The organism is Alloiococcus otitis ATCC 51267, assembly GCF_000315445.1.
Taxonomy (GTDB): Bacteria; Bacillota; Bacilli; order Lactobacillales; family Carnobacteriaceae_A; genus Alloiococcus; species Alloiococcus otitis.
Window position 1 is genome coordinate 89,656 of the sequence record NZ_JH992961.1, and the last position, 23,094, is coordinate 112,749.

Consider the following 23,094-nt stretch of genomic DNA (forward strand, 5'->3'; position numbering starts at 1 on the left):
GATGATAAAATGTCGAGAGTTTCGAAAGTACAAGCCAAGCTAATAGACCAGGACATAGGTGGTTTGCTGGTGACTAGTCCCTTTAACTTGAGATACCTGTCTAATTTTACCGGGACAACCGGTCTTAGCTTGATTACCCAAGACAAGGCTTACTTTATTACTGATTTTAGATATACTGAGCAGGCCCAAGACCAAGCTAGCCACATGACCGTTATTGAACACTCGGGTGACATCATTGGCCAAGTAGGAGACCTCCTGAGCCAAGATGGAATTCATAATTTAGCCTTTGAGAATGACCATGTCACTTACTCCCTCTACCAGGAAATGAAAGAAAAATTGCCAAGTGACCTCAAGCCTGGTTCTGGTCTGGTTGAAAGACTGCGGATGATTAAAGACCCTGAGGAGTTGGCCACTATAAGAGAGGCCGTTAAGATTACCGAGGCAGCCTTCCGCCATATTCTAGATTATATCGAAGAAGGGATGACGGAAATCCAGGTAGCTAATGAGTTGGACTTCTTTATGCGTAGCAAGGGAGCTTCCGGTGTTTCTTTCGACACGATTGTGGCCAGTGGCAAACGGTCAGCTATGCCTCACGGGGTTGCCAGTGACAAGAAAATTGAACGGGGTGACATGATCACCATTGACTTTGGGTGCTATTACAAGGGCTACGCCTCTGATATGACCCGAACTTTTGCTTTAGGCGATCCTGGTGATAAGTTGAAGGAAATTTATCAAATTGTCTATGAAGCCAACCGTTTGGCAGCCCAAGCAGCTAAACCGGGTATCTCTGGGGCAGAACTAGATAAGGTAGCTCGAGACCACATTGCCCAGGCGGGATACGGCGACCAATTTGGCCACACTTTAGGCCACAGTATCGGCTTGGATGTTCACGAAGACCCGGTCTTAAGCAAACGAAACCCTGAGCCTTTACAAGCCAATATGGTTGTCACCAACGAACCTGGCATTTACTTGCCTGGCCTTGGTGGGGTTCGGATTGAAGACGACCTCATTATCACTGAAGACGGCAATGAAGAATTGATGACGGTGACTAGAGAACTCATTATCTTATAATTAGGAGAATGTTTAGCAATGATTTCAACCAATGAATTTAAAAATGGTATGACCATTCAATATGATAAGGGCTTGTGGAAGATCTTGGACTTCCAACACGTTAAGCCAGGTAAGGGGCAAGCCTTTGTCCGGTCCAAATTAAAAAACTTGCGGACGGGAGCGACCCAAGAAATCACCTTTAAGGCAGGTGACAAGGTTGAACAAGCCATGATTGAAAGCAAAACCATGCAGTACCTCTACGACAATGGAGGCATGCATGTCTTTATGGATACGGAAAACTACGACCAGGTCGAAATTCCAGAGCAGTTGATCGAGGAAGAGCTGAAATTCTTAAAAGAGAATACCCAAGTGGATATTATCTTCTTTGAATCTGAAGTCCTAGGACTAGACCTACCAAACAAGGTAGAGCTGGAAGTGACAGAGACCACTCCTAACATCAGTGGGGACACCCAAGGAGGCGGGTCTAAACCAGCTACCCTTGAAACAGGGGCGGTTATCACAGTTCCTCTCTTCATCAACAAAGGAGACATCCTTGTTGTCAATACTGATGACGGCTCTTACAACTCCCGTGCCTAAGGAAGGAATCTGAGGAGGTTATTCATATGGAAAATATACAAGGGACTCGATCAAGCCGGCAATCTGCTGGAGCAATTGAAATAGCACCAGAAGTTTTGGAAGTTATCTCCCACATTGCAGCCAACGAAGTAGAAGGGGTCTTTGCCTTAAAAGGAAATTTCTCTGCTGATGTGAAACGTTTGTTTGGTCAATCTTACTACAAAAATGGGGTGGCTTTGACCCATGACCAAGATGGCATCAGCCTGGATATTTACTGCAACCTCACTTATGGTGTGAATGTGCCGAAGGTAGCTTTGGAAATCCAAAAAAGAGTCAAAGACCAAGTTTACCAAATGGCTGATATCAACCTGGCTGAAGTGAATGTTCATGTGGTCTCTATTGTGACCGAAAATCAAATCAAAAAGTCTAAGGCTGGAGCTTTAAAGGATGACTAAGCCACTTGCTGTCCGGAGTATTGTCCGGGAAAAAGCCTATCAAAGCCTTTACCTCAAGGCGAGCCGGCCCCAAGTCTCCTTGGACCAGGCCTTGATTCAGGTTTTGGCTAGCCAGGGAGAAGCAAGTGACCAAGCCAGTTTAGGGGACCTGGTCCAAGCGAACTTGCCAGAAGAATACCAGACTAAAGCTATTGTCCAGGATGCCTTGGATTATTTGCTGACCTTAACTGCCGGGGTCTTGGACCATGAAGAATATTTGGACAAGCAGATTGGCCCCCAGCTAAAAAAACGGAGCTTAAACCGACTTGACCAAACCGACCACGTCATCTTGCAAGTTGCGAGTTATGAACTTCTCTTCCAAGAGGACCTAGCCCCTAGTGTGGTTATTGATGAAGCCATAGAGCTAGCCAAGCGTTTTAATGATGACAAGTCCAGCAAATTTATCAATGGGGTCTTGCAGGCCATTTTAGACAGCAAGGAAGCAGGCAAATAAGCTAGAATAAGGGGCTTTGACTGACCAGTCACAGCCCCTTTTAGCCAGTGAAAGGGTGGTCATGTGGATTACGAGTACTTAACGGTCAGCCAATTAAGTCAATACATCAAACGGAAATTTGACCAGGACCCCTATCTAGGGACGGTCTACATTAAGGGTGAGGTTTCTAATTCAGGGCGGAATAGGCCTAATGCCAACCAATATTTCAGCTTAAAAGATGACCAGAATGTCATTTCTGTTGTCCTCTTCCGGTCCAATGCTAAAAGGGTCAAGTTCAAGATTGAAGATGGGATGAGTGTTTTGATCCAGGGACGGGTATCGACCTATGGCCCGCGGGGAACCTACCAAATAGTCGTGAGTGACATCCAGCCAGATGGAGTAGGGGCCCTCTACCAAGCTTTAGAACAGACCAAAAAAGCTCTAGCAAAGGAAGGCTTGTTTAGGTCAGACCACAAAAAGCCCCTGGTTAAATTCCCCAAGCGGATAGCAGCGGTCACTAGTGAGAGCGGGGCTGTCATCCAGGACATTAAAACGACCCTAGAGAGACGCTATCCCCTTGTTGAACTGGTCTTATTCCCGACTAGAGTCCAAGGCAAGTCAGCTATTTCGTCTATCGTTAAAAATATCCGCAGGGCGGATGAATCTGCCAGCTTTGATACGATTATAGTTGGACGGGGTGGTGGATCCATCGAAGACTTGTGGGGTTTTAACGATGAGAAGGTTGTCCGGGCCATTTACCAAGCCCAAACACCTATTATTTCTTCCGTCGGTCACGAAACGGACACTAGCCTGTCTGACTTGGCAGCAGATGTCCGGGCAGCCACTCCAACAGCTGCAGCTGAACTTGCTGTTCCATTATTCAGTGATATCAACAACCAAATTTTAGAATATACCCGCCTTTTACACCACCATGCCCGCCGCCTGGTTGAAAACCGTCGCCAGGCCCTGGACCGCATCCATAAATCTTATATCTTCAAGCAGCCTAACCGCTTATATGAAGGCTATATCCAAAATATTGACCACTTAACCAGTGGCCTTTACCGAAGTTTCCGTCAGATCTTAGCCCATTATAAGCGGGCAATAGATGAAATAGACCAGACCATCAATCCTGACCATTTCCAAAAATATATCCTAGCCTTGAAGCTCAGAAGCCAGTCCCTCAAAGACCAGCTAGACCAGAATATGAAGGATATCCAGGATCAAAAACACCGGGACCTAGCCCAATTAACCCAAGCCTTAGACCACCTGTCACCGCTTGCGATATTGAGCCGGGGTTATGCCTATGCTAGCCAGGAAGGCCATGTTCTCAGAAGTGTTGACCAGGCAAGTAAGGACCAAAATCTAACCGTCAGACTAGCTGACGGCCAGCTAGAAACCAAGATCCTAAGCATCAGGAAAGAGAAAGGGGTAGACAAACATGACCAATGAAAATCAGCCACAAGACCTCCAGGAAGCCAAAGCTCAAGAGGATTTGGATTTTGAAGCCTCCCTTAAAGAGTTAGAGCAAATTGTTGACCGGCTTGAACAAGGGGATATCCCCCTAGAAGAAGCCTTGGACAAGTTCCAAAAAGGCATTCAGTTGAGTCGGAAACTAAAGCAAGAACTAGACCAAGCCGACCAATTGCTCTTTGAAGTCATGAAGGAAGACCAGGGGGAAGACGGAGCCGACTTAGAGGAGAAGGAATAGGAGGATCAAATGGATTTTACCACTTTTAAGGACCGGGAAAGCCAATCCTTTGAGTCCTACCTAGAAGGACTTTTTTCTCATTTAGGCAAAACGGCCCTGCGAGAAGCCATGGCCTACTCCTTTTATTCACCTGGTAAACGGGTCCGGCCTCTTTTGCTTTTAGCCTGCTTGGCTTCTTTTGGCTTTAACCCCCAGCTAGGCTATCCTGCTGCTGGGGCAGTCGAATTAATCCATACCTATTCTTTAATCCATGACGATTTACCTGCCATGGATGATGATGATATAAGAAGGGGGCAGGCCAGTAACCATAAAAAGTATGGGGAGGGTCTAGCCATCTTGGCGGGAGATGGTTTGTTGACCCTGGCCTTTGAGCTTATCTTATCGACTCCGGTTAGTGATCCGACCAAGATTAAATTGACCCAGCTCTTGAGTCAAACGGCTGGTCCTAGTGGAATGGTTTTAGGCCAGGCTTTAGACTTGGCTGGCGAAGGAGAAGACCTCTCTCTTGACCAAGTCTCGGACATCCATGCCAAAAAGACCGGGCAACTCTTGCGTTTTACCCTGGAGGGGGCCGGACTGATTGCCCAAAAAGACCCAGATACCTGCCAGCTTTTAGGTGAATTGGGCCTGGAAGTGGGTTTAGCCTACCAGGTCCGAGATGATATCTTGGACCTGACCGCTAGCTCTAGTGACTTAGGCAAGCCTAGGGGGTCGGACCAAGACTTAAGCAAGTCGACTTACCCTAGCTTACTTGGTATCCAAGGGGCCAAAGACCAGCTGGCTCAGTCTTTGCATTCTTGCTTAGAACTATTGAAAGAAATTGAAAAGGCCAGTCATTTTGACAAGTCCATCTTAGAAAGTTTTATCTTAAGCTTAAACCTAGAAGGTGACTGGGATGGCTAAGAAGATCCGGGCAGACCAAGCCATGTTAGACCAAGACCTCCTGGACGACCTCAAGGAGGCCCAAGCCCTTATCATGGCGGGTCGGGTGTATACCGTAAAGGAAAGCCAAGTCCCAACTCCTGGCTACCAGGTCAAAGAAGGAACCCAGCTTTATATCAAAAGCCCCGACCACCCCTATGTCAGCCGAGGTGGACTCAAGCTCAAGCAGGCTATTGACAGCTTTGACTTAGACTTTGAGGGTAAAATTATCCTAGACATTGGGTCTTCAACAGGGGGGTTTACCGATGTGGCCTTAAGGCATGGGGCAGGACTGGTTTATGCCCTGGATGTGGGAACCAACCAGCTTGTCTGGTCCTTGCGCCAGGACGACCGGGTCATTGTAATGGAACAGACCAATTTTAAGGACTGCAAGTTAAGTGACTTTCGAGCGGGCCAACCCGACCTAGCTGTGATGGATGTGTCTTTTATATCCTTATATCCCATTTTAGAAAACTTGGCCCAGATCTTGCCGCCTGGTCACTTGGCAGTTGCCTTGATCAAGCCCCAGTTTGAAGCTGACAAGGAAGATGTCCAACCGGGTGGCCTGGTATTGGATCCAGGAGTCCACCGCAAGGTACTGGAGGCTACGACCGCCTTTATGACTAAGCTCCACTACTGCCTCCTTGGCCTCCTAGCTTCACCCATCAAGGGGGGCAAGGGGAATATTGAGTTCATCGCCCTCCTCCGTAATGCCAGTGACCAAGACCGAAATATTCAACCCATGATTGACCAGGCCATTGACCAGTCTTTAGACCTCTAAGTCAATGTTTAATGAAGAATTGTTTTATCCAAGCCTTGATCTTAGGCTTGAGGATACGGCTACAATTGGCTTTAAAAGGAATTTTTGCCCCAAGCTTTGGGATATGACTTAAAGGTTAGGCTATAAATTGCTTCATGAAGAATTTTCCCAAGATCTGGGTTAAGACTTGAAGGAGAGTTTGCAAATAATATAATAAGGTCTAAGCTCTTTCGCTAGATCTCGTTGACAAGCAAGCTAGTCAGGAGGAATGACATGCTTCAAGACTTGCATATTAAAGATTTTGCTATCATTGAGGAAGTGGATCTGAATTTCTATGATGGGATGACGGTCTTAACCGGAGAAACTGGGGCCGGCAAGTCCATTATCATTGATGCGGTTGGTCTCTTGGCTGGTGGTCGTGGCTCGGCAGAATTTGTCCGCCACGGGGCTAAAAAGTGCCAACTAGAAGGTGAATTTTTGGTCCTGAACCCGGATAAATTCACCCCCATCTTGGACCAATTTGGCATCAGCTTAGAAGACAATATTCTATTGATCCAGCGGGAAATTTTTGCCAGTGGCCGGAATGTTTGCCGGGTCAATGGGTCTATGGTCACTGTGGCTAATTTAAAAGAAATCGCTTCCAACTTGATTGATATCCATGGCCAAAATGAGCACCAAGAGCTCATGCAGGCGGACCAGCATATTGAGCTATTGGATAATTACGCTGGTGAAGCAATCAAGGACTTGAAGCAAGTCTTCCAGGCCAAGCGGGAAGAATACCTAAAAGTCAAAAAAAGACTACAACAATGGCAGGCCAATGAAAAAGAGTATGCCCAACGGATTGACATGTTGGAATTTCAAGTCAAGGAAATTGAGGCTGTCAACTTGGAAGAAGGAGAGGATGAGGCATTGGAAGCTGAATCCCGCAAGCTAGCCAACTTCCACAAGATTTCCCAGTCTCTCCAATTAAGCTATGATGCCTTGCAGGCTTCTGAAGGCAATGCCGTGGAAAAATTAGGAATGGCCATGGAAGAGTTGTCCGATATTGCATCGGTCAACAAGGACTATGAAGCCATATCGGACACCCTGTCTTCACTTTTTTACCAGGTCCAAGAGGCGAGTTCCGATATTTTAAATGAGCTGGACCAGATGGAATTTGATGAAGGCCGTCTGTATGAAATTGAAGACCGGCTCAAGTCGATCCAAGAGCTGAAACGGAAGTATGGGGACACCATTAGTGAAGTCTTGACCTATTACCACAATGCTTCAGAAGAGCTCTATAATTTAAAACATAATGAAGGCAATATCGACCAGGTTCAAAACCAGGTCGACAGTTTGGAAGCTGACCTGGTCGACCTGGGTCAAAAACTCCACCAGGTCCGCCAAGACCAGGCGGAGCAATTGGAGCAAGCTGTCCTTGACCAACTAGCAGAGCTCTACATGGACAAGGCCCGATTTTCGGTTGAATTTAAAAAACCGGCCCAGCTGGAGAATATGAATGCCAATGGTTTTGACACTCTGGCCTTTTATATTTCGACCAACCCGGGAGAGCCTTTGAAGCCCCTCAACAAGGTAGCTTCTGGTGGGGAATTGTCCCGGATGATGTTAGCCATGAAGACGATTTTTTCTAGTTCCCAAGGTATTACCTCTATTATCTTTGATGAGGTGGACACGGGGGTCTCTGGTCGGGTAGCCTCGGCGATTGCCAAAAAAATCCACGGGGTTTCGGACCAGTCCCAAGTCTTATGCATTACCCACCTGCCTCAAGTTGCGGCGATTGCCGATGAACACCTCTACATCAACAAACAAATAGTAGGGGACCGGACCAAGACCCAAGTGAGTCATTTGTCTGAAGAAGACCGGGTGGAAGAAATTGCCCGTATGCTGTCTGGAGACCAAACCACGCCAGCTAGTCTGTCTGCAGCCCGGGAATTACTCAAAAAAGGCCTTTAGCCTTAAAATGGCTAAAGGGAAGAGCCCCAATAATGATACTAATAAAAAACAAAAAGGCAGGGTCCCAAAAACGGACTCCTGCCTCGATTGCCTCTTTAAAAGAGTTGGAAGATCAAGCTAGCTAAAAGTGGGACTACCATGGCAATGGAGATAAAGATGATAAAGCCCTTGACAAAGGTAGAAGTACCACTTTTTTTAGCTTTCTTTTCAGCTTGTTTATTAATGTCTTTTTTGGTTTTTTTATCGGTTTTGTGGCTTGGCTCAGAAGACATGTCATCACCTCTTTTACATGGATAAGCTTAGTTTAGCGAAAGACTCCTAGTCTTGTCAAGTTGACAATCTTGTGATTTAGTCAATTGGTGTGCCAAGTTCTTGACAAGGGAAAGAAAAATTGCTAAGCCTTGAGATCTTATTTATAATAAAGAAGAGTCTAAATACGAAAGCAATCTTGAGAGGAGAAGATGATTTGGACAAACAAGAATTTGGTGTGATTGGGATGGCAGTGATGGGACGGAACCTGGCCTTGAATGTGGAGAGCAAGGGTTATTCCGTTTCCATTTACAACCGGTCTGACTACAAGACCCGGGCTGTCAAAGACCAGTTCCCTGACCGGAATATCCAAGCGACTTATACCATTGAAGATTTTGTCGATTCGCTCGAAAAACCCCGCCGGATCATGTTGATGGTCAAGGCTGGTTATGCCACTGACGCGACCATTGAATCCCTGCTCCCCCACCTGGACCAGGGTGATATCTTGATTGATGGGGGGAATACCAACTACCAAGATACCATGAGAAGAAGCAAGGAATTAAGCCAGGCAGGGATTAACTTTATCGGGACAGGGGTTTCCGGTGGCGAGGAAGGCGCCTTAAAAGGACCCTCGATCATGCCAGGAGGCCAAAAAGAAGCTTACGACCTGGTCGCACCAATCTTGGAAGATATTGCAGCCAAGGCCCCATCTGATGGCCAGCCTTGTGTGACCTATATCGGGCCTGACGGTGCTGGCCACTATGTCAAAATGGTCCACAATGGGATTGAGTACGGGGACATGCAGCTGATTGGTGAGTCTTATACTATTATGAAGGACTATTTGGGCATGACCAATGAAGAAATGGCCCAAACTTTCAAAGAATGGAATGAAGGCGAATTGGACTCCTTCTTAATTGAGTTAACCGCTGATGCCCTGACCAAGAAGGACCCGGGAAGCGGAGACTACATGGTAGATGTGATCCTAGACCGGGCAGGAAACAAGGGGACCGGTAAGTGGACCTCCCAGTCCGCCCTCGACCTAGGCCAACCCCTACCTTTGATTACTGAATCCGTCTTCGCTCGCTATATTTCGGCCTTCAAGGAAGAGCGGTCGGCTGCCTCTCAAATCCTGCCTAAGCCTGAAGCTAGTCAATTTACGGGAGACAAGAACGACTTTTTGGAAAAACTCCGCCAGGCCCTTTACTTTAGCAAGATCATGAGTTACGCCCAAGGATTTTCCCAAATGGCTAATGCCTCCCAGGAATACGGCTGGGACCTGCATTTAGGTGAAATTGCCAAAATATTCCGGGCGGGTTGCATTATCCGGGCCCGGTTCTTAGAAGACATCACACAAGCCTATGACAATCAGGAAGACCTAAAGAACCTTATCTTGGATGACTACTTTAAAGACATTGTCTCTGCCTACCAGCCTGCCCTTCGTCAAATTGTAGGCCATGCTGTCCAAGCTGGCATCCCAATTCCAGCCTTTTCATCCGCAATTGCCTACTACGATAGCTACCGGTCTGAACGATTGTCAGCCAATATCATCCAAGCTCAAAGAGACTACTTTGGGGCCCACACCTATGAGAGAGTGGACAAGCCAGGTCGTTACCACTTTGATTGGTATGGCGACCAAGGGGAAGTAGTCGCAGACGACTAGGATTCAGGCCAAGCAATTACTATAAAAAAGTAAGTTTTTGCCATGAATTCAAAATATTTTCAAAAAAGTTTGGGGAAAATTGCCCCAAACTTTTTAATTTGATGTTAAGATATAGGTGAATTTCGGTTTGGAAATGTGATAGAATATAAGAGGAATCACCCCTATGATAATAGCAAAATTTTAGTATAGGAGTAGAGTAATGAAAAAAGTATTAATCATTGAAGACGAAAAGAACTTGGCTCGTTTCGTTGAGTTGGAACTCAAGCACGAAGGCTTTGCCCCAACCGTAAAATTTGACGGCCGGTCTGGCTTGCAAGCAGCACTCAATGGAGAAGATTGGGATGTTATCTTGCTTGACTTGATGTTGCCGGAATTAAACGGGATCGACGTAGCTCGCCGGGTCCGCCAAGTAAGTGAGGTTCCCATTATCATGATGACCGCCCGTGACTCCGTTATTGACCGGGTGTCTGGTTTTGACCACGGGGCAGATGACTATTTGGTCAAGCCCTTTGCTATTGAAGAATTATTAGCCCGGATGCGGGCACTTTTCCGCCGTATCGACATCGAGTCTTCCATCCAAGAAAAGCAAAAGACTATCTTGGAATACCGGGACTTGGTGGTTGAGAAAGAAAACCGGATTGTCCGCCGCGATGATGAAGTCATTGAACTCACCAAGCGGGAATACGAACTTTTGGTTGAACTGATGGAAAATGTGGACGTGGTTCTATCACGGGAAAAACTATTGAATGAAGTTTGGGGCTATGAATCGGACATTGAAACCAATGTCGTCGATGTTTATATCCGCTACCTTCGAAACAAGATTGACCGTCCAACTGGCGAAAGTTATATTCAAACGGTTCGAGGTACCGGTTATGTGATGCGGACATGAAACTAAAGGGGAGAGGGCTGAATATTGAGCGACTCTCTATTAAGTGGAAATGGTCCCTTATCATCTCGGCAACGATCATTTTTGTCTACTTGATCTTTGCCATGCTGGTTTATTATTCGACCCAACAGGTGGTCTTAGACAAGGAAAGCCAGGAAATTGAAATTGCCATGGGGAATGCCGAGGAGGTCTTAAAGCCCCTCCAGGAAGAAGTGACCGAGGAGAATATTGATAACCTGGTTAGAGATCAACAAGTGGCGGTGAACACCTTCAGAGACCGGTATGACCAAGCTGACTCCCGGTCTGGAGATAGGGAGGGGGCCATCTCCAAGTTGAGCTTACGCTTGTTCGATTTAGATGGCAAAGAAGTCTACGCCATTGGTGCCAATGACTACCCCTTCCAGGTGACCAATAAGTTTATCCTCCGCCCCGTCAGTGATGACCCTAATTTTTCCTTGATGGGGGTCAAGCCCTTGGTGTCAGAGACCAGCCAGGAAAGAATCGGCTATATTCAAATTATCAATAATTTGGCCAGCTTCCACCATGTGATTAGCCAGATAATCTCTAGCATTTTCTTTATCGGCCTTTTAGTGGTTGTCCTCAGTGTCTTTTTAGGCCTCTTTATTTCTGACCGCTTTTTGAGCCCTATCCGGCGCTTAAAAAATGCCATGGCTGGGATCATCAAGGAGCCGGAATCAGAAAAACGCTTGAAAGTAGCAGGTTCAGATGAATTGGCTGAATTAGCCAGCATCTACAACCAGATGATTGACCGGATGCAAAAGAACATTGACAGTCAAAAGCAATTTGTTGAAGATGTCTCCCATGAATTAAGGACACCAGTAGCTATCGTGGAAGGCCACTTAAACTTATTGGAGCGTTGGGGCAAGGATGACCCTGAGATCTTAGAAGAGTCCATCCAAGCTTCCGTCCAAGAAATTTCACGGATGAAAAGCCTGGTCCAAGAAATGCTGGACTTGTCTCGGGCTGTCCAAGTAGATATCCAGTACAAGGATGAGCGGACTGATGTCAAGCAGTTGGTCTCTCAACTTCACAATAACTTCCAATTGGTTCATGAAGACTTTACTTTTAACCTGGATATTGATGTGGAAGGGGAAGCCATTGTCAATATGTACCGCAACCATTTAGAGCAGGTTTTGATCATCCTCTTAGACAATGCCGTCAAATACTCCAAGGACCGTAAGGAAGTCCACCTGTCTTTGGCGACCAGTGGCGACCGGGTCCAAATAGCCGTCCAAGACTTTGGTGAAGGCATCAGTGAAGAAGATAGCCAGAAGATCTTTAACCGCTTCTACCGGGTGGACAAGGCTAGAAGCCGGGAAAAAGGCGGGAATGGTTTGGGTCTGTCCATAGCCAAACAATTGATCAATGGTTACGGCGGCACTATTTCGGTCGACAGTGTCCCCGGCCGCGGGTCCGTCTTCCGTATTGAATTAAAACTCCTTCAAAACCAGGCTAAAGACCAAGACTTCACTGATTCAAAGGGGCAGAAAAAAGAATAAAGAAAAAGCTTTGAGCTCGTGCTCAAAGCTTTTTGTGTCTTAACTATTGCTGGGACCGGTGGTGGTCTTGTTTACCCTTGTTCCGGTTTCGGTTTCGCTGTTTTTGTTTAGCCAGTTTGTCTTCTTGCTTGTCTTGGCCACTGACTGAGCCAGCTTGGCTAGTTGAGGTTTGGGTTTTTGGTCTTTGTCGCCGACCAACAACTTTTTTGTCCCCATATTTTTCCTTCAATTGGGCTTCAAGTTTGGGTTTAAAGAAGTTGTTTAAGTAGTAGGATTGGAGGATGCCTAAGATACCTGAGGTCAAGAAGTAGAGGGTTAAGCCTGAAGGAGAGGTTATGGCAATAAAGACCATCATAACGGGCATCATAAGGGTCATGCCACCGCCACCAGGGGCTTGGTCTGGCATTCGTTTTTGCATCATCTTGGACTCCATAAAGTAGAGGCCACCCGTAATGAGGGCTAGGAGGATGCTGGGAGACCCTAGTTGGATGCCTAAAAATTCAGTTGAAGCGATGGCTTCAGAGTAGCGGAAGACATGGAAGATAGCAATGAAGATGGGCATTTGGATAAAGAGGGGCAGGCAGCCTGCCATTTGCCCGAAGACATTGATATCATTGTCCCGGTAAACTTGCATCAACTCTTCGTTCAATTCTTGCTTACGGGCTGGGTCCTTGGTTTCCTTTAAGTCAGCTTGGATCTCGTCGATAATCGGCTTGATATCCGCCATCTGGATCTGAGACTTCATCATGGATCTTTGTTGGTTTAAGGTAATTGGCAGGAGGATGATCCGGATGATAACGGTAATGGCAATAATCGCCAAACCATAGTTACCAAAGAAGCCACCCAGCCAGTCCAAGAGAGCCTCCATGGGGACTACCAAGTAGTCGTACATCAATTCAGAGAAAAATCCTACTGGCTCATTGTTCTCATCCAACCGCATACAGCCAGATAAGAAGAGGGTTGTTAGGACAAGACTCGCAGCAAACAACCATCTTTTATATTTCTTTTTCAAATTTGCTTCACCCTTTATCTATAGTATGGTTGGGCCTAAAGCCACAAGCCTTATCATAGCTGATTGGAGGGATTTTTTCAATTGGCTTGGGTGAATTTGTCTCTTTCCTTAAGGTCAGGGGCATAGGTGACTTCAACTCGGTCCACCTGGGCTGCTGGGGAAGGGCCGAGTCGGAGCCGTTCGATAAATTCATCCATGGTTTCAGGGTCAGCATTAGCTTCCACATAGACGTTGCCGTCACTTTCATTACGGACAAGGCCACCAACGCCTAACTCTTGGGCTGCCTGTTGGGTAGAAAAACGGAAGCCCACTCCCTGGACCTGGCCAGTAATTTGGGCGGTGATTTTGACCTGGCCATCCCCGCTTGGTCGGTCATTCAGGTAGCTGACTTGGCCATTTGACTTTCGGTTTTTTCCTTTATCAAAAAAATTATCTAGAATAGAAGACATGAGAGACACTCCTTTGCATCATTTTATCCATTATAAGGAAAATCGGCTGTCATTTCATTTCATTTTTGGTATTTCTGTTCAAAATTTTAGTGACCGGCCTTTTTAAGCAGGTGAAGTTGGCTCAAGACTTATCTTTCTAAGCTCGGTGGCGCATAGGTCTTATTAAGTAGGGGGGAGTTGGCCTTGCTTATGATGCGACACTTGAATGAAGTTAGCTAGTCTTATTAAATAAGGGGAAGCTGAACTTCCCTTGGTGACCTGGCTGTTATATTTATTCGACCTGGTATTCATGCTATAATAATTTCGATTACGTAGATTAGGAGACATGCAAGATGGCAAAAAAAAGACGTCGAAGCAGTAAGCGACGTAAAAAAAGACAATTTCCAACAGAAGTCATAGGCATCGTCCTTGTTTTAGTCAGTGCCTTTGCAGTAGGCCAATTTGGTTTTCTAGGTACTTTCCTGGCTAATATCTTAAGGGCCTTAACTGGGGAGTCTTATATCATCCTGGCTGGGGCCATTATCTTTATTGGTCTCTATGCTATTTTTAAAGGAAAGTTCCCCAAACTGACCAACCGGGTTAACCTGGGTTTTTTACTGGTCTACCTATCTGTTTTAATCTTTATGCACTGGCATTATTTCCGTGATTTCGTGGGAGGCGAGACCAGCTTAACCAACCTGACCTGGCAGGCCATAAGCCAAGAGGTTTTAACCAATACCATTGAATTGAATCTGGGAGGGGGAATCATCGGGGCCGGATTTTTTGAAGTCTTCCAATTACTCCTGGGTTCTCCAGGGACCTTCCTGGTTATCTTCCTATCCCTCTTTGTTGGGATTATGACCCTGGGCGACTTTTCCTACAATATATTTTTGGAATCTACTCGAGATAGCTTGGTCCAAGCCGGTAAGTGGTTGAACCAAGTCTTTTCTAGAGCCAAGAGCAAGCAAGCTTCAAAAAAAAGCAAGTCTAAAAAGGCCAAAACCAGCAAGCAATCTCAAGCAAAAGAGGATCCCAAGGCTAACCGTCAAGCTAGTTCAGCTAAAGACCTCATGGCCCAGGAAGCAGCATCAGCTAGCCAAGAAACTAGTCAAGAAAAATCTGCACTAGAAATTGAATCCGTCTATGGGGGTCCTGCAGCCAGCCACCAGGACAAGCCTGATACTGAGGGGCAAGAACAGGCTAGCCCGCTTCAAAAAGAAAGAAGTCAAGAAGAAGACAATGCCAACTCGGACATTGGTGACTTGGACATCAGTGAGGAGGAAAATACAGATTACAAACTACCGCCTCTAAGCTTGCTAGACCCAGTGCCAGACCAAGACCAAAGCCAAGAATTCAATACAATTGAAGCCAATGTTAAGAAGCTGGAAGACACCTTCCAAAGCTTTGGGGTGGATGCCAAGGTTGTCAAGGCCAACCTTGGCCCAGCAGTGACCAAGTATGAAATCCAACCAGCTACCGGGGTCAAGGTGTCTAAAATCGTCAATCTTTCCAATGATATTGCCCTGGCCTTGGCTGCCAAGGATATCCGGATGGAAGCCCCCATACCGGGCAAGGCAGTGATTGGGATTGAAGTTCCTAATAACCACGTTAACATGGTCTCCTTCCGTGAAGTGGTTGAGGGCAGCTCAGAGGACTCTACTGACCCCTTGGAAGTGGCGATTGGCCGGGATATCGCCGGTAATATTCAGATCGCCAACCTGGCCAAGATGCCCCACCTCTTGATTGCGGGGGCTACCGGGTCCGGTAAGTCGGTTGCCATTAATGGAATTATTGCCAGTATCCTTCTCAAGGCCAAACCCAATGAAGTGAAGTTGATGATGATTGACCCTAAAATGGTAGAATTGAACATTTATAATGGAATTCCCCACCTCTTGACCCCAGTGGTAACCAACCCTAAAAAAGCGGCCCAGGCCTTACACAAGGTGGTCCAAGAAATGGAAAGACGGTATGAATTATTTGCTGCCTCTGGGACTCGGAACATGGCAAGCTACAATGAGTTTATCCAAGAGAAAAACCAGGCAAAAGATGGGGAGGCAGGCTTGCCCTTGCCTTATATTGTGGTCATTGTCGATGAGTTGGCTGACTTGATGATGGTAGCTTCTAATGAAGTAGAAAATGCCATCACTCGACTAGCTCAAATGGCCCGGGCAGCGGGAATCCACATGATTTTAGCCACCCAAAGACCCAGTGTGGATGTCATTACGGGAGTGGTCAAGGCTAACATCCCTTCCCGGATGGCCTTTGCTGTTTCTTCCGGGACTGACTCCCGGACCATTTTGGACTCCAACGGGGCTGAGAAATTACTGGGCCGGGGCGACATGCTCTACCAGCCCATGGGAGCCAACAAGGCCAGCCGGGTCCAAGGGGCCTTCATTTCCGATGATGAGGTCAACCGGATCGTCAACCACGTCAAAAACCAGCAGGATGCCAATTACATTGAGGAAATGATTCCAACTGACCAAGACTCATCTGGCCAAGAAGAACCAGAGGACGAATACTACCAAGATGCGGTGGAAATGGTGGTGGAATTGCAAACAGCTAGCATTTCTCTCCTCCAACGCCGGTTTAAAATTGGCTACAACCGGGCTGCCCGGATTGTCGATGAAATGGAAGCCCGGGGCGTAGTCGGTCCCCATGAAGGGTCTAAACCCCGACAAGTCCTCCTTGAAAGCCTAGATTCAGACCCAGATGACCCAAGTCCTAACCAAGTTTCTGAAGACCCAGCTGATCCAGCAGACTAGACCGGGCTAACCTGATTCAAAATGGATGCTTTGTCAAATTCCCAAAGGTAAAAAGTAGGGCAGAGGGATTTTCGGACTAAATGAAAGATTCAGGCTAGTATGTTGTAAAATGACTGCCAGAAGAAAAAATATGAAACGAACAATGCATTAAATGATTAATGCATTGTTCGTTTTTTAGTCATTTTTGACCAAGCTTGTCTATTTCATAACAATGTAAGCGAAAACAAACTGATTATTTTTTCTGCTTTTGTATAAAAAAACCTTTACATTTCTTGCTATTGAAAGTATGATACTTATAGCGTTACAAAAAATTTACATTAAATAGATTGATGGAGGTTTATGATGTCAAGAAAATTAAAAAGCCTTTTAGGCCTAGCTGCTTCTTCAATGCTTTTAGCAGCTTGCCAAGGACAGGATGCTGGTGAAAACCCAGACCAAGACCAAGCCCAAAACCAAGAACAAGACCAAGGTCAAGAAGGCGGTGGTGACCAAGCAAGTGGTGATTTTTCCATTGCCATGGTTACCGATGAAGGTGGGGTTGACGACCGGTCCTTTAACCAATCTGCTTGGGAAGGGATGCAAGAGTGGTCAGACGAAACCGGCAATGAATCTACTTACTTCCAATCTGATGATACTTCTGACTTTGTCCCTAACTTGAACCAGGCCATCCAAGGGGGCTACGATATCGTTTACGGTATCGGTTTTATGCTCCGGGACTCAATTGAAGAGATCGCCCAACAAAATGAAGACCAATACTTTGGTATCGTAGACGATGAAGTTGACTTGGACAATGTGGTTTCCCTTAACTTTGGAGACCATGAAGCTTCTTTCCTAGCTGGTGTGGCAGCGGCCTTGACTACTGAAACCGGTCAAGTTGGTTTTATCGGCGGTATTGAAAGTCCAATTATTGACCGCTTCGAAACTGGCTTTTTAGCTGGTGTTGAACACGTGGACGACACCATTGAAGTGGACGTTCAATATGCTGAGTCCTTTGGGGATGCAGCCCAAGCCCAACAAATCGCTAACGGCATGTACTCTTCTGGGGCTGATATTATTTTCCACGCAGCTGGTGCTGCAGGGAACGGCTTGTTTACTGAAGCTCGTAACCGGATGGAAGACGTGTCTGACACACAATTATGGGTTATCGGAGTAGACCGGGACCAAGAAGCTGAAGGTGAATGGTCTGGTGGTAATTTAACCTTGACTTCTACCATTAAAGAAGTTGGCAATGCCATCGTTTCTTCAGTTGAACAAACCCAGTCCGAAGGTTTCCCTGGTGGTGAAAACATCCAATACGGTCTAGCCAATGATGGTGTAGATATTGTCGAAGGGAACATGGAAGCTGATGTTTGGGAAGAAGTTCAAAATGTCCGCCAACAAATTCTAGATGGTGAAATTGAAGTGCCTGAATTCTCCCAAGAATGGGATTCTGAAGAATAGGAACTGATTAAGAGTTTTTGCCCAGGTCCTACTGGGTTAAGGCTAAGTCTTGAGCAAAAAATGAAGCGCTAGTCTCATTTAAGGCTAGCGCTTTTTTTGAGAAAGTTATACTATAGAAGCAAGGAAGTTAAGGAGGGATTCTTTTGGCTCAAAATGAGAATGTCATTGAAATGGTCGATATCACCAAAAAATTTGGTGACTTTAAGGCCAATGACAAGGTAAATTTGCAAGTCAAAAAAGGGGAAGTACACGCCTTGCTCGGAGAGAATGGGGCAGGCAAGTCTACCCTAATGAATATATTATCTGGCCTACTGGAACCCACTAGTGGGGAGATTCGGGTTAAAGGGGAAAAGGTATCCATCTCTTCACCCGAAAAAGCCCGCCAATACGGAATCGGCATGGTCTACCAACACTTTATGCTAGTCGATAAGTTTACTATTACCGAAAATATCATGTTGGGTCGGGAAGAGCACAAGTTTGGCTACATAGACCAAAAGGCTGCCCGTAAACGGATCGAAGACCTGTCCAACCGCTACGGCCTGAAGGTCGACCCCAAGGCTGTCGTCCGGGATGTTTCAGTCGGCATGCAGCAGCGGGTGGAAATTATCAAGGCCCTTTACGGTGGGTCAGATATCTTAATTTTAGATGAGCCAACCGCCGTTTTAACCCCCCAAGAAATAGAAGAATTGATGGAGATTATGCGGAACATGACCGCTGAAGGCAAGTCCATCATCCTCATCACCCACAAATTAGATGAAATTAAGCAGGTGGCTGACCGGTGTACGGTTATTCGCCGGGGTCAAAGTATCGATACGGTTGACGTTAAATCGACTTCCAGCCAAGCCCTAGCTGATATGATGGTGGGTCGGTCGGTTAATTTCCGGGTGGATAAAAAGCCAGCCAAGCGTAAGGAAATCGTCCTATCTCTTGAAGACTTAGTGGTCAAAGATTCCAGAGGTCTGGAAGCAGTCAAGGGTTTAAGCCTTGATATCCGAGCCGGTGAAATTTTAGGGATTGCTGGTATAGACGGCAATGGCCAAAGCGAATTGATCCAGGCTATCGCAGGTTTAAAACCCATTGAATCAGGCGAAATCAACCTCAACAAGTTTGATATTAAGAACAAAAAGCCCAGACAAATTACCGAACAAGGCCTCGGCCACATTCCAGAAGACCGCCAACGCTACGGCTTAATCCTGGACATGACCCTGGAGGAAAATTTAGTCCTACAAAGCTATTATCAACTTCCTTTCTCCAGTGGCGGTATCCTCGATCATGACAGCATCAAGGAACATGCTGAGCGTTTGATTGATGAGTTTGACGTTCGCTCACAAGGACCTAAGGAAAAAGCCCAAGCCTTGTCAGGTGGTAACCAGCAAAAAGCCATTATTGCAAGGGAAATGGACCGTAATCCCGAACTCTTGATTGCAGCCCAACCAACCCGGGGCTTGGATGTTGGAGCCATCGAATATATCCACAAACGTTTGGTGGAACAGAGAGACTCAGGTAAGGCAGTCTTGCTCATGAGTTTTGAACTGGATGAGGTCTTAAATGTTTCAGACCGGATCGCCGTTATGTATGATGGCAATATTATTGCAACAGTTCAAGCGGACCAGACCAATGAAAGTGAACTGGGCTTGTTAATGGCAGGGGTTCCCCTCGACCAAGCCCGTGACCAAGTCAAGGAAGAAGAAGGACGGGAGGCAGAAAATGTTCAAAGCAGAAAATAGGAACTTACTTCATGCGATTATAATCCCCCTCATTGCCATCGTTTTTGGTTTTATTCTTGGGGCCTTAATCATGCTTTTCTTTGGCTACAGCCCTCTTGATGCCTACAATGCCATGCTATCCAATGTCTTAACCAATCCGTATTTCTTCGGTGAAGCTTTAAGACAGGCAACCGTCCTCACCCTAACTGGACTTGGCTTTAACATGGCCTACCAGGCAGGATTCTTTAATATTGGCTTGTCTGGGCAGTTGCTGATGGGTTGGTTGTTTGCCATCTGGTTTGCCTTGCTTTTCCCGGACATGCCGAAAATACTAGCTGTCCCTGTCTTCCTCTTGGTCGGTTTAGTGATCGGTGCTTTATGGGCTGGGATCGCAGGCTTCCTTCGAGCTTATTTTGGTACCAATGAAGTCATTGTGACCATTATGCTGAACTATACAGCCCTCCACTTTTCCAATTACATGATCCGGAATGTGCTAGCTACGGGGAACCGGACCGAAATTGTTGGTGAGAATGCCAGCTTGGCTCTGGGTTTCCTAACTAATTTGACAGCTGGGTCTCGACTTAACTTAGGCTTCTTCCTAGCCATTCTTTGTGTAGTCCTCTTTTGGTTCTTGATGAAACAGACGACTGCTGGTTTTGAACTTCGGGCAGTTGGCTTGAACAGTGATGCAGCTGAATACGCTGGAATGAGTACCAAGAAAAATATTATCCTAGCCATGGTCCTCAGTGGGGCCTTGGCTGGTCTGGGCGGGGCCATCCACGGCCTGGGAACCTTCCGTAATATTTTCGTCCAATCTGCCTTGCCTCAAGAAGGCTTTGACGGGATTGCGGTTGGTCTACTTGGCTTAGGCAACCCATTTGGGACCTTCTTGTCAGCCATTTTACTTGGGATCTTGAATATTGGGGCCGGTTTTATGCCAAATGGTGCCGGTGTGCCGGATGAGCTAGCCGATGTAATTGTAGCCGGCATCATCTTCTTTATTGGTGCTAATTACATCATCCGACGCTTATTTACCCGGTCAAGCAAAAAAGGAGGTCAAATCTAATGGATGTCCTATCGCTTTTACAATTAATCGTGTCTTCCAGTCTCATTTATGCAGCACCTTTGATTTTTGCTGCCTTGGGCGGAGCATTTTCTGAACGTTCAGGGATTGTCAACATTGGTTTGGAAGGTATTATGGTCATTGGGGCCTTTGCTTCTGCCGTTTTCAACCTGGAATTTGCCAGTCAATTAGGTCCTTGGACCCCCTGGATCGGACTTTTAGTCGGCGGGCTAGCTGGTCTAATTTTCTCCTTGCTCCATGCTTTGGCTACCGTCCACTTCCGGGCTGACCACATTATCTCAGGTACCGCCCTTAACATGGCAGCACCGGGTCTTGCAGTCTTTTTGGTCCGGGCTATTTATGGAGCCGCTCAAACAGGTCCACTGCCTCGCCCTTTACCTTCCCAAACTTTTCCATTAATCAGTCAAATTCCAGTTATCGGGGACATTTTCTTTACCGGGACATCAGGACCAGCCTACCTGGGTGTTTTGGTAGCCGTCTTAGCCTGGTTTATCATCTTTAAAACTCGGTTTGGCCTCCGCTTGCGGTCAGTTGGAGAACACCCTCGTGCAGCTGAAACCATGGGGATTAATGTTTACTTAATGAAATATTGTGGTGTCATGCTGTCTGGCTTACTGGCTGGGGTAGGGGGAGCCATCCTGTCCCAAGCCATCCACAATGAATTTGGTTTCTTAACCGTTACCGGTCAAGGCTTTATGGCCCTAGCAGCCATGATCTTCGGCAAGTGGAACCCTCTTGGGGCTATGGGGGCAGCCATCTTCTTTGGTTTCGCCCAAAGTTTGGCTAATACTGGTAATTACATCCCTATCATCCAAGATGTTCCGACAGTTTGGTTGAACATTGCTCCATACCTCTTAACCATTATCGTTCTTGTCGTCTTCATTGGTAAGTCTGAAGCTCCTAAATACCTAGGCGACACTTTCGTGAAGAGCAAATAGGGGAGCAGGCAAAATTTATAGAAAAAAAGCAGCTGTCACTTTTTAGTGGTAGCTGTTTTGTTTGGCTTCCTTACTATTTGAGCTTGGTGACACCCAAATCAAGTTCAAATGAAGGGTCCTTTTTTCTGCCCTAGCTGGCTTAAATTTTTTAAAGTTCGGTTGGTCAGCTAATTTTTTCAAAAATAAAAATAAAGCCAGCCCTTTTTTGCGTATATACTAGTAACGGTAAAAAGAAGGTGAGATTTTGGAAACGAGAACTGTAGATAATAAACAGATGATGGACAGGAAGTTAAACTTTATTCGGCAGCCTAGCCGAGAACTGCAGGCAGAAGTGGTAAAAACTTTGCGAACGAAGGCTTTCGCCAGCGATGTCCAACGACTGATCAAGGGTTTTGCTGGCGAAAGGCAATTTGATGAGATTTATTCGACTTTCGCCCAGGACTCCTGGGACTATCTTACAGATTTTCATTTTGAATTGGGAACTTTGACCCAGCTGGATGCCATTTTAATCACTCCCGGCCATATCCATGTTTACGAGGTTAAAAATTATCCGGCTTATTGTCAGGTCCAAAATGATATTTTTTCCTACAATGGCCAGCCGCTTGCCAGCAATCCTTTCAACCAGGTGAGGGCCATTAAATCCCGGTTTAACAGCCTGCTGTCTTTGATCGGCTACCAAGGCCAGGCAACTTACCATCTGGTCATGATCAATAAGGACTGCTATTTTAAAGACCGGGACCAATTTAGTGATGTCTTGATGCGCAACGAACTTAAGCTTCATTTCCAAAGCCTACAAGGCGCCTCTTATAAAAAGAACCCGTCAAACTTGTTGGAAAAAATAAAGCGGTTTGAAACCGACAATCCTTACCACAAAAATTATGCTTTTGATTATCGGGACTTGCCCCCGGGGATCCTGTGCTACAAGTGCGGATCTTTGGACACTTATCCGTCTTACAAACAAATCAAGTGCCGAGACTGCGGGCATGCAAGGAGCAAAACCCAGGCCTTGCAGAACTTAATCGGCGAACTCTCTATCTTGGACCAGAACACCCCTATCCGAACCCATGATATCCACCAGTATAGTGGTGGGCTGTTGAGTAAAAGGTTTATTATGGATAGAATTTCGCATTTACTAAACAAAAAATTGCCTAAAGCTCGTCACTATGTACCATCAACAAAAATGTATAATTTTTCTGCCCTTTATAAGATTATCCATGATAAATTTAATATCTATTGATCATCGTTCCTTAGAAGTAGACAATGCTAATTAGTATTTACTGCTTAGTAATCTACAATAAGGAACTTTTTCTTTAAGTTAACTGCTCCAGCAAGTTTAATAGCATTCGACAGCTTTACTAATAAAGTCAGAGTTAGGTTCGGTAACGCGACAATCGGTGAGCAATAGAGGAGTTCTGGTGCAATAACGCGACAATCGGTGAGCGATAAACGACTTCTGGCGTAACAACGCGACAATCGGTGAGCAATAAACGAGTTCTGGCGTAATAACGCGACAA

The 23,094-nt window shown here is 46.1% G+C and carries 22 protein-coding genes; 18 read left to right on the forward strand and 4 right to left on the reverse strand.

All coding sequences use genetic code 11. The annotated features are described in order from the left end of the window. Window positions 1–9: 9 nt before the first annotated feature. The 9 genes from HMPREF9698_RS07280 to recN all read left to right on the forward strand — a co-directional run bounded on the left by HMPREF9698_RS07280 (window position 10) and on the right by recN (window position 7,895). Window positions 10–1,071, forward strand: coding sequence for a M24 family metallopeptidase (locus HMPREF9698_RS07280; RefSeq protein ID WP_003778848.1), 1,062 nt, complete (start codon window positions 10–12; stop codon window positions 1,069–1,071). 18 nt (window positions 1,072–1,089) lie between these two features. After that, window positions 1,090–1,647, forward strand: a complete 558-nt coding sequence (efp, locus tag HMPREF9698_RS07285) for an elongation factor P (protein WP_003778850.1) — start codon at window positions 1,090–1,092, stop codon at window positions 1,645–1,647. Window positions 1,648–1,673: 26 nt separating this feature from the next. Beyond that, the gene (locus HMPREF9698_RS07290; RefSeq protein WP_003778852.1) at window positions 1,674–2,081 is read left to right on the forward strand and encodes an Asp23/Gls24 family envelope stress response protein; all 408 of its coding nucleotides are present in this window, start codon (window positions 1,674–1,676) and stop codon (window positions 2,079–2,081) included. Then, a complete protein-coding gene (nusB, locus tag HMPREF9698_RS08545; protein WP_003778854.1) occupies window positions 2,074–2,574 on the forward strand; it encodes a transcription antitermination factor NusB in 501 nt (166 codons plus the stop codon). Before HMPREF9698_RS07290 ends, nusB begins: the two co-directional genes overlap by 8 nt. A 63-nt stretch (window positions 2,575–2,637) precedes the next feature. Beyond that, a complete protein-coding gene (gene xseA / locus HMPREF9698_RS07300; protein ID WP_003778857.1) occupies window positions 2,638–4,002 on the forward strand; it encodes an exodeoxyribonuclease VII large subunit in 1,365 nt (454 codons plus the stop codon). Beyond that, window positions 3,992–4,261 carry an exodeoxyribonuclease VII small subunit gene (locus HMPREF9698_RS07305; RefSeq protein ID WP_003778860.1) on the forward strand — a complete coding sequence of 90 codons (270 nt, stop codon included), beginning with the start codon at window positions 3,992–3,994 and terminating at the stop codon, window positions 4,259–4,261. The genes xseA and HMPREF9698_RS07305 overlap by 11 nt, the downstream gene beginning before the upstream one ends. Window positions 4,262–4,270: 9 nt before the next feature. Then, window positions 4,271–5,164 (forward strand): polyprenyl synthetase family protein, encoded by an 894-nt coding sequence (locus tag HMPREF9698_RS07310; protein ID WP_003778862.1) that lies wholly within the window; start codon window positions 4,271–4,273, stop codon window positions 5,162–5,164. Next, complete coding sequence (locus HMPREF9698_RS07315) at window positions 5,157–5,963, forward strand: TlyA family RNA methyltransferase (protein ID WP_003778864.1); 807 nt, start codon at window positions 5,157–5,159, stop codon at window positions 5,961–5,963. Before HMPREF9698_RS07310 ends, HMPREF9698_RS07315 begins: the two co-directional genes overlap by 8 nt. 252 nt (window positions 5,964–6,215) lie before the next feature. Beyond that, on the forward strand, window positions 6,216–7,895 hold the full coding sequence (gene recN, locus HMPREF9698_RS07320; protein ID WP_003778866.1) for a DNA repair protein RecN: 1,680 nt from the start codon (window positions 6,216–6,218) through the stop codon (window positions 7,893–7,895). A gap of 95 nt (window positions 7,896–7,990) precedes the next feature. On the opposite strand, the gene HMPREF9698_RS08850 is transcribed toward recN, so the two are convergent. Next, window positions 7,991–8,167, reverse strand: a complete 177-nt coding sequence (locus HMPREF9698_RS08850) for a hypothetical protein (protein WP_003778868.1) — start codon at window positions 8,165–8,167, stop codon at window positions 7,991–7,993. Window positions 8,168–8,361: 194 nt separating this feature from the next. Here HMPREF9698_RS08850 and gndA point away from each other — a divergent pair, with 194 nt between their 5' ends. The 3 genes from gndA (at window position 8,362) to HMPREF9698_RS07335 (ending at window position 12,210) form a co-directional block, all read left to right on the forward strand. Continuing rightward, complete coding sequence (gndA, locus tag HMPREF9698_RS07325; protein ID WP_003778870.1) at window positions 8,362–9,804, forward strand: NADP-dependent phosphogluconate dehydrogenase; 1,443 nt, start codon at window positions 8,362–8,364, stop codon at window positions 9,802–9,804. A gap of 199 nt (window positions 9,805–10,003) precedes the next feature. Further along, window positions 10,004–10,693 carry a response regulator transcription factor gene (locus tag HMPREF9698_RS07330; RefSeq protein WP_003778872.1) on the forward strand — a complete coding sequence of 230 codons (690 nt, stop codon included), beginning with the start codon at window positions 10,004–10,006 and terminating at the stop codon, window positions 10,691–10,693. Beyond that, entirely contained in the window at window positions 10,690–12,210 is a 1,521-nt protein-coding gene (locus HMPREF9698_RS07335) for a HAMP domain-containing sensor histidine kinase (RefSeq protein ID WP_003778874.1), read from the forward strand. The genes HMPREF9698_RS07330 and HMPREF9698_RS07335 overlap by 4 nt, the downstream gene beginning before the upstream one ends. 43 nt (window positions 12,211–12,253) lie before the next feature. On the opposite strand, the gene yidC is transcribed toward HMPREF9698_RS07335, so the two are convergent. After that, the gene (gene yidC, locus HMPREF9698_RS07340; protein ID WP_051011814.1) at window positions 12,254–13,222 is read right to left on the reverse strand and encodes a membrane protein insertase YidC; all 969 of its coding nucleotides are present in this window, start codon (window positions 13,220–13,222) and stop codon (window positions 12,254–12,256) included. A 77-nt stretch (window positions 13,223–13,299) separates the two neighbouring features. Further along, window positions 13,300–13,671 carry an acylphosphatase gene (locus tag HMPREF9698_RS07345; RefSeq protein WP_003778878.1) on the reverse strand — a complete coding sequence of 124 codons (372 nt, stop codon included), beginning with the start codon at window positions 13,669–13,671 and terminating at the stop codon, window positions 13,300–13,302. A gap of 332 nt (window positions 13,672–14,003) precedes the next feature. On the opposite strand from HMPREF9698_RS07345, the gene HMPREF9698_RS07350 reads away from it, so the two are divergent. From HMPREF9698_RS07350 to HMPREF9698_RS07375, 6 genes are all read left to right on the forward strand, one after another. After that, window positions 14,004–16,412, forward strand: coding sequence for an FtsK/SpoIIIE family DNA translocase (locus tag HMPREF9698_RS07350; RefSeq protein WP_003778879.1), 2,409 nt, complete (start codon window positions 14,004–14,006; stop codon window positions 16,410–16,412). Window positions 16,413–16,754: 342 nt separating this feature from the next. Continuing rightward, window positions 16,755–17,852, forward strand: a complete 1,098-nt coding sequence (locus HMPREF9698_RS07355) for a BMP family lipoprotein (RefSeq protein ID WP_003778881.1) — start codon at window positions 16,755–16,757, stop codon at window positions 17,850–17,852. A 143-nt stretch (window positions 17,853–17,995) separates the two neighbouring features. After that, window positions 17,996–19,579 (forward strand): ABC transporter ATP-binding protein, encoded by a 1,584-nt coding sequence (locus HMPREF9698_RS07360; RefSeq protein ID WP_003778883.1) that lies wholly within the window; start codon window positions 17,996–17,998, stop codon window positions 19,577–19,579. After that, window positions 19,560–20,624 carry an ABC transporter permease gene (locus HMPREF9698_RS07365; RefSeq protein ID WP_003778885.1) on the forward strand — a complete coding sequence of 355 codons (1,065 nt, stop codon included), beginning with the start codon at window positions 19,560–19,562 and terminating at the stop codon, window positions 20,622–20,624. Before HMPREF9698_RS07360 ends, HMPREF9698_RS07365 begins: the two co-directional genes overlap by 20 nt. Further along, window positions 20,624–21,580: an ABC transporter permease gene (locus tag HMPREF9698_RS07370; protein ID WP_003778887.1), complete on the forward strand. Its 957-nt coding sequence runs from the start codon at window positions 20,624–20,626 to the stop codon at window positions 21,578–21,580. The genes HMPREF9698_RS07365 and HMPREF9698_RS07370 overlap by 1 nt, the downstream gene beginning before the upstream one ends. A 244-nt stretch (window positions 21,581–21,824) precedes the next feature. After that, complete coding sequence (locus HMPREF9698_RS07375) at window positions 21,825–22,817, forward strand: nuclease-related domain-containing protein (protein WP_003778890.1); 993 nt, start codon at window positions 21,825–21,827, stop codon at window positions 22,815–22,817. 44 nt (window positions 22,818–22,861) lie between these two features. Here HMPREF9698_RS07375 and HMPREF9698_RS09105 read toward each other — a convergent pair. Next, a partial coding sequence (locus HMPREF9698_RS09105) for a hypothetical protein (protein WP_218914958.1) occupies window positions 22,862–23,094 on the reverse strand: 233 nt, incomplete at its 5' end.

Excerpts from the sequence above, each read along its gene's own strand:
- HMPREF9698_RS07280 (WP_003778848.1), top strand. The coding sequence starts at position 10 with ATGTCGAGAGTTTCGAAAGTACAAGCCAAGCTAATAGACCAGGACATA.
- efp (WP_003778850.1), top strand. The coding sequence starts at position 1,090 with ATGATTTCAACCAATGAATTTAAAAATGGTATGACCATTCAATATGAT.
- HMPREF9698_RS07290 (WP_003778852.1), top strand. The coding sequence starts at position 1,674 with ATGGAAAATATACAAGGGACTCGATCAAGCCGGCAATCTGCTGGAGCA.
- nusB (WP_003778854.1), top strand. The coding sequence starts at position 2,074 with ATGACTAAGCCACTTGCTGTCCGGAGTATTGTCCGGGAAAAAGCCTAT.
- HMPREF9698_RS07305 (WP_003778860.1), top strand. The coding sequence starts at position 3,992 with ATGACCAATGAAAATCAGCCACAAGACCTCCAGGAAGCCAAAGCTCAA.
- HMPREF9698_RS07310 (WP_003778862.1), top strand. The coding sequence starts at position 4,271 with ATGGATTTTACCACTTTTAAGGACCGGGAAAGCCAATCCTTTGAGTCC.
- HMPREF9698_RS07315 (WP_003778864.1), top strand. The coding sequence starts at position 5,157 with ATGGCTAAGAAGATCCGGGCAGACCAAGCCATGTTAGACCAAGACCTC.
- recN (WP_003778866.1), top strand. The coding sequence starts at position 6,216 with ATGCTTCAAGACTTGCATATTAAAGATTTTGCTATCATTGAGGAAGTG.
- HMPREF9698_RS08850 (WP_003778868.1), bottom strand. The coding sequence starts at position 8,167 with ATGTCTTCTGAGCCAAGCCACAAAACCGATAAAAAAACCAAAAAAGAC.
- HMPREF9698_RS07330 (WP_003778872.1), top strand. The coding sequence starts at position 10,004 with ATGAAAAAAGTATTAATCATTGAAGACGAAAAGAACTTGGCTCGTTTC.
- HMPREF9698_RS07335 (WP_003778874.1), top strand. The coding sequence starts at position 10,690 with ATGAAACTAAAGGGGAGAGGGCTGAATATTGAGCGACTCTCTATTAAG.
- HMPREF9698_RS07345 (WP_003778878.1), bottom strand. The coding sequence starts at position 13,671 with ATGTCTTCTATTCTAGATAATTTTTTTGATAAAGGAAAAAACCGAAAG.
- HMPREF9698_RS07350 (WP_003778879.1), top strand. The coding sequence starts at position 14,004 with ATGGCAAAAAAAAGACGTCGAAGCAGTAAGCGACGTAAAAAAAGACAA.
- HMPREF9698_RS07355 (WP_003778881.1), top strand. The coding sequence starts at position 16,755 with ATGTCAAGAAAATTAAAAAGCCTTTTAGGCCTAGCTGCTTCTTCAATG.
- HMPREF9698_RS07365 (WP_003778885.1), top strand. The coding sequence starts at position 19,560 with ATGTTCAAAGCAGAAAATAGGAACTTACTTCATGCGATTATAATCCCC.
- HMPREF9698_RS07370 (WP_003778887.1), top strand. The coding sequence starts at position 20,624 with ATGGATGTCCTATCGCTTTTACAATTAATCGTGTCTTCCAGTCTCATT.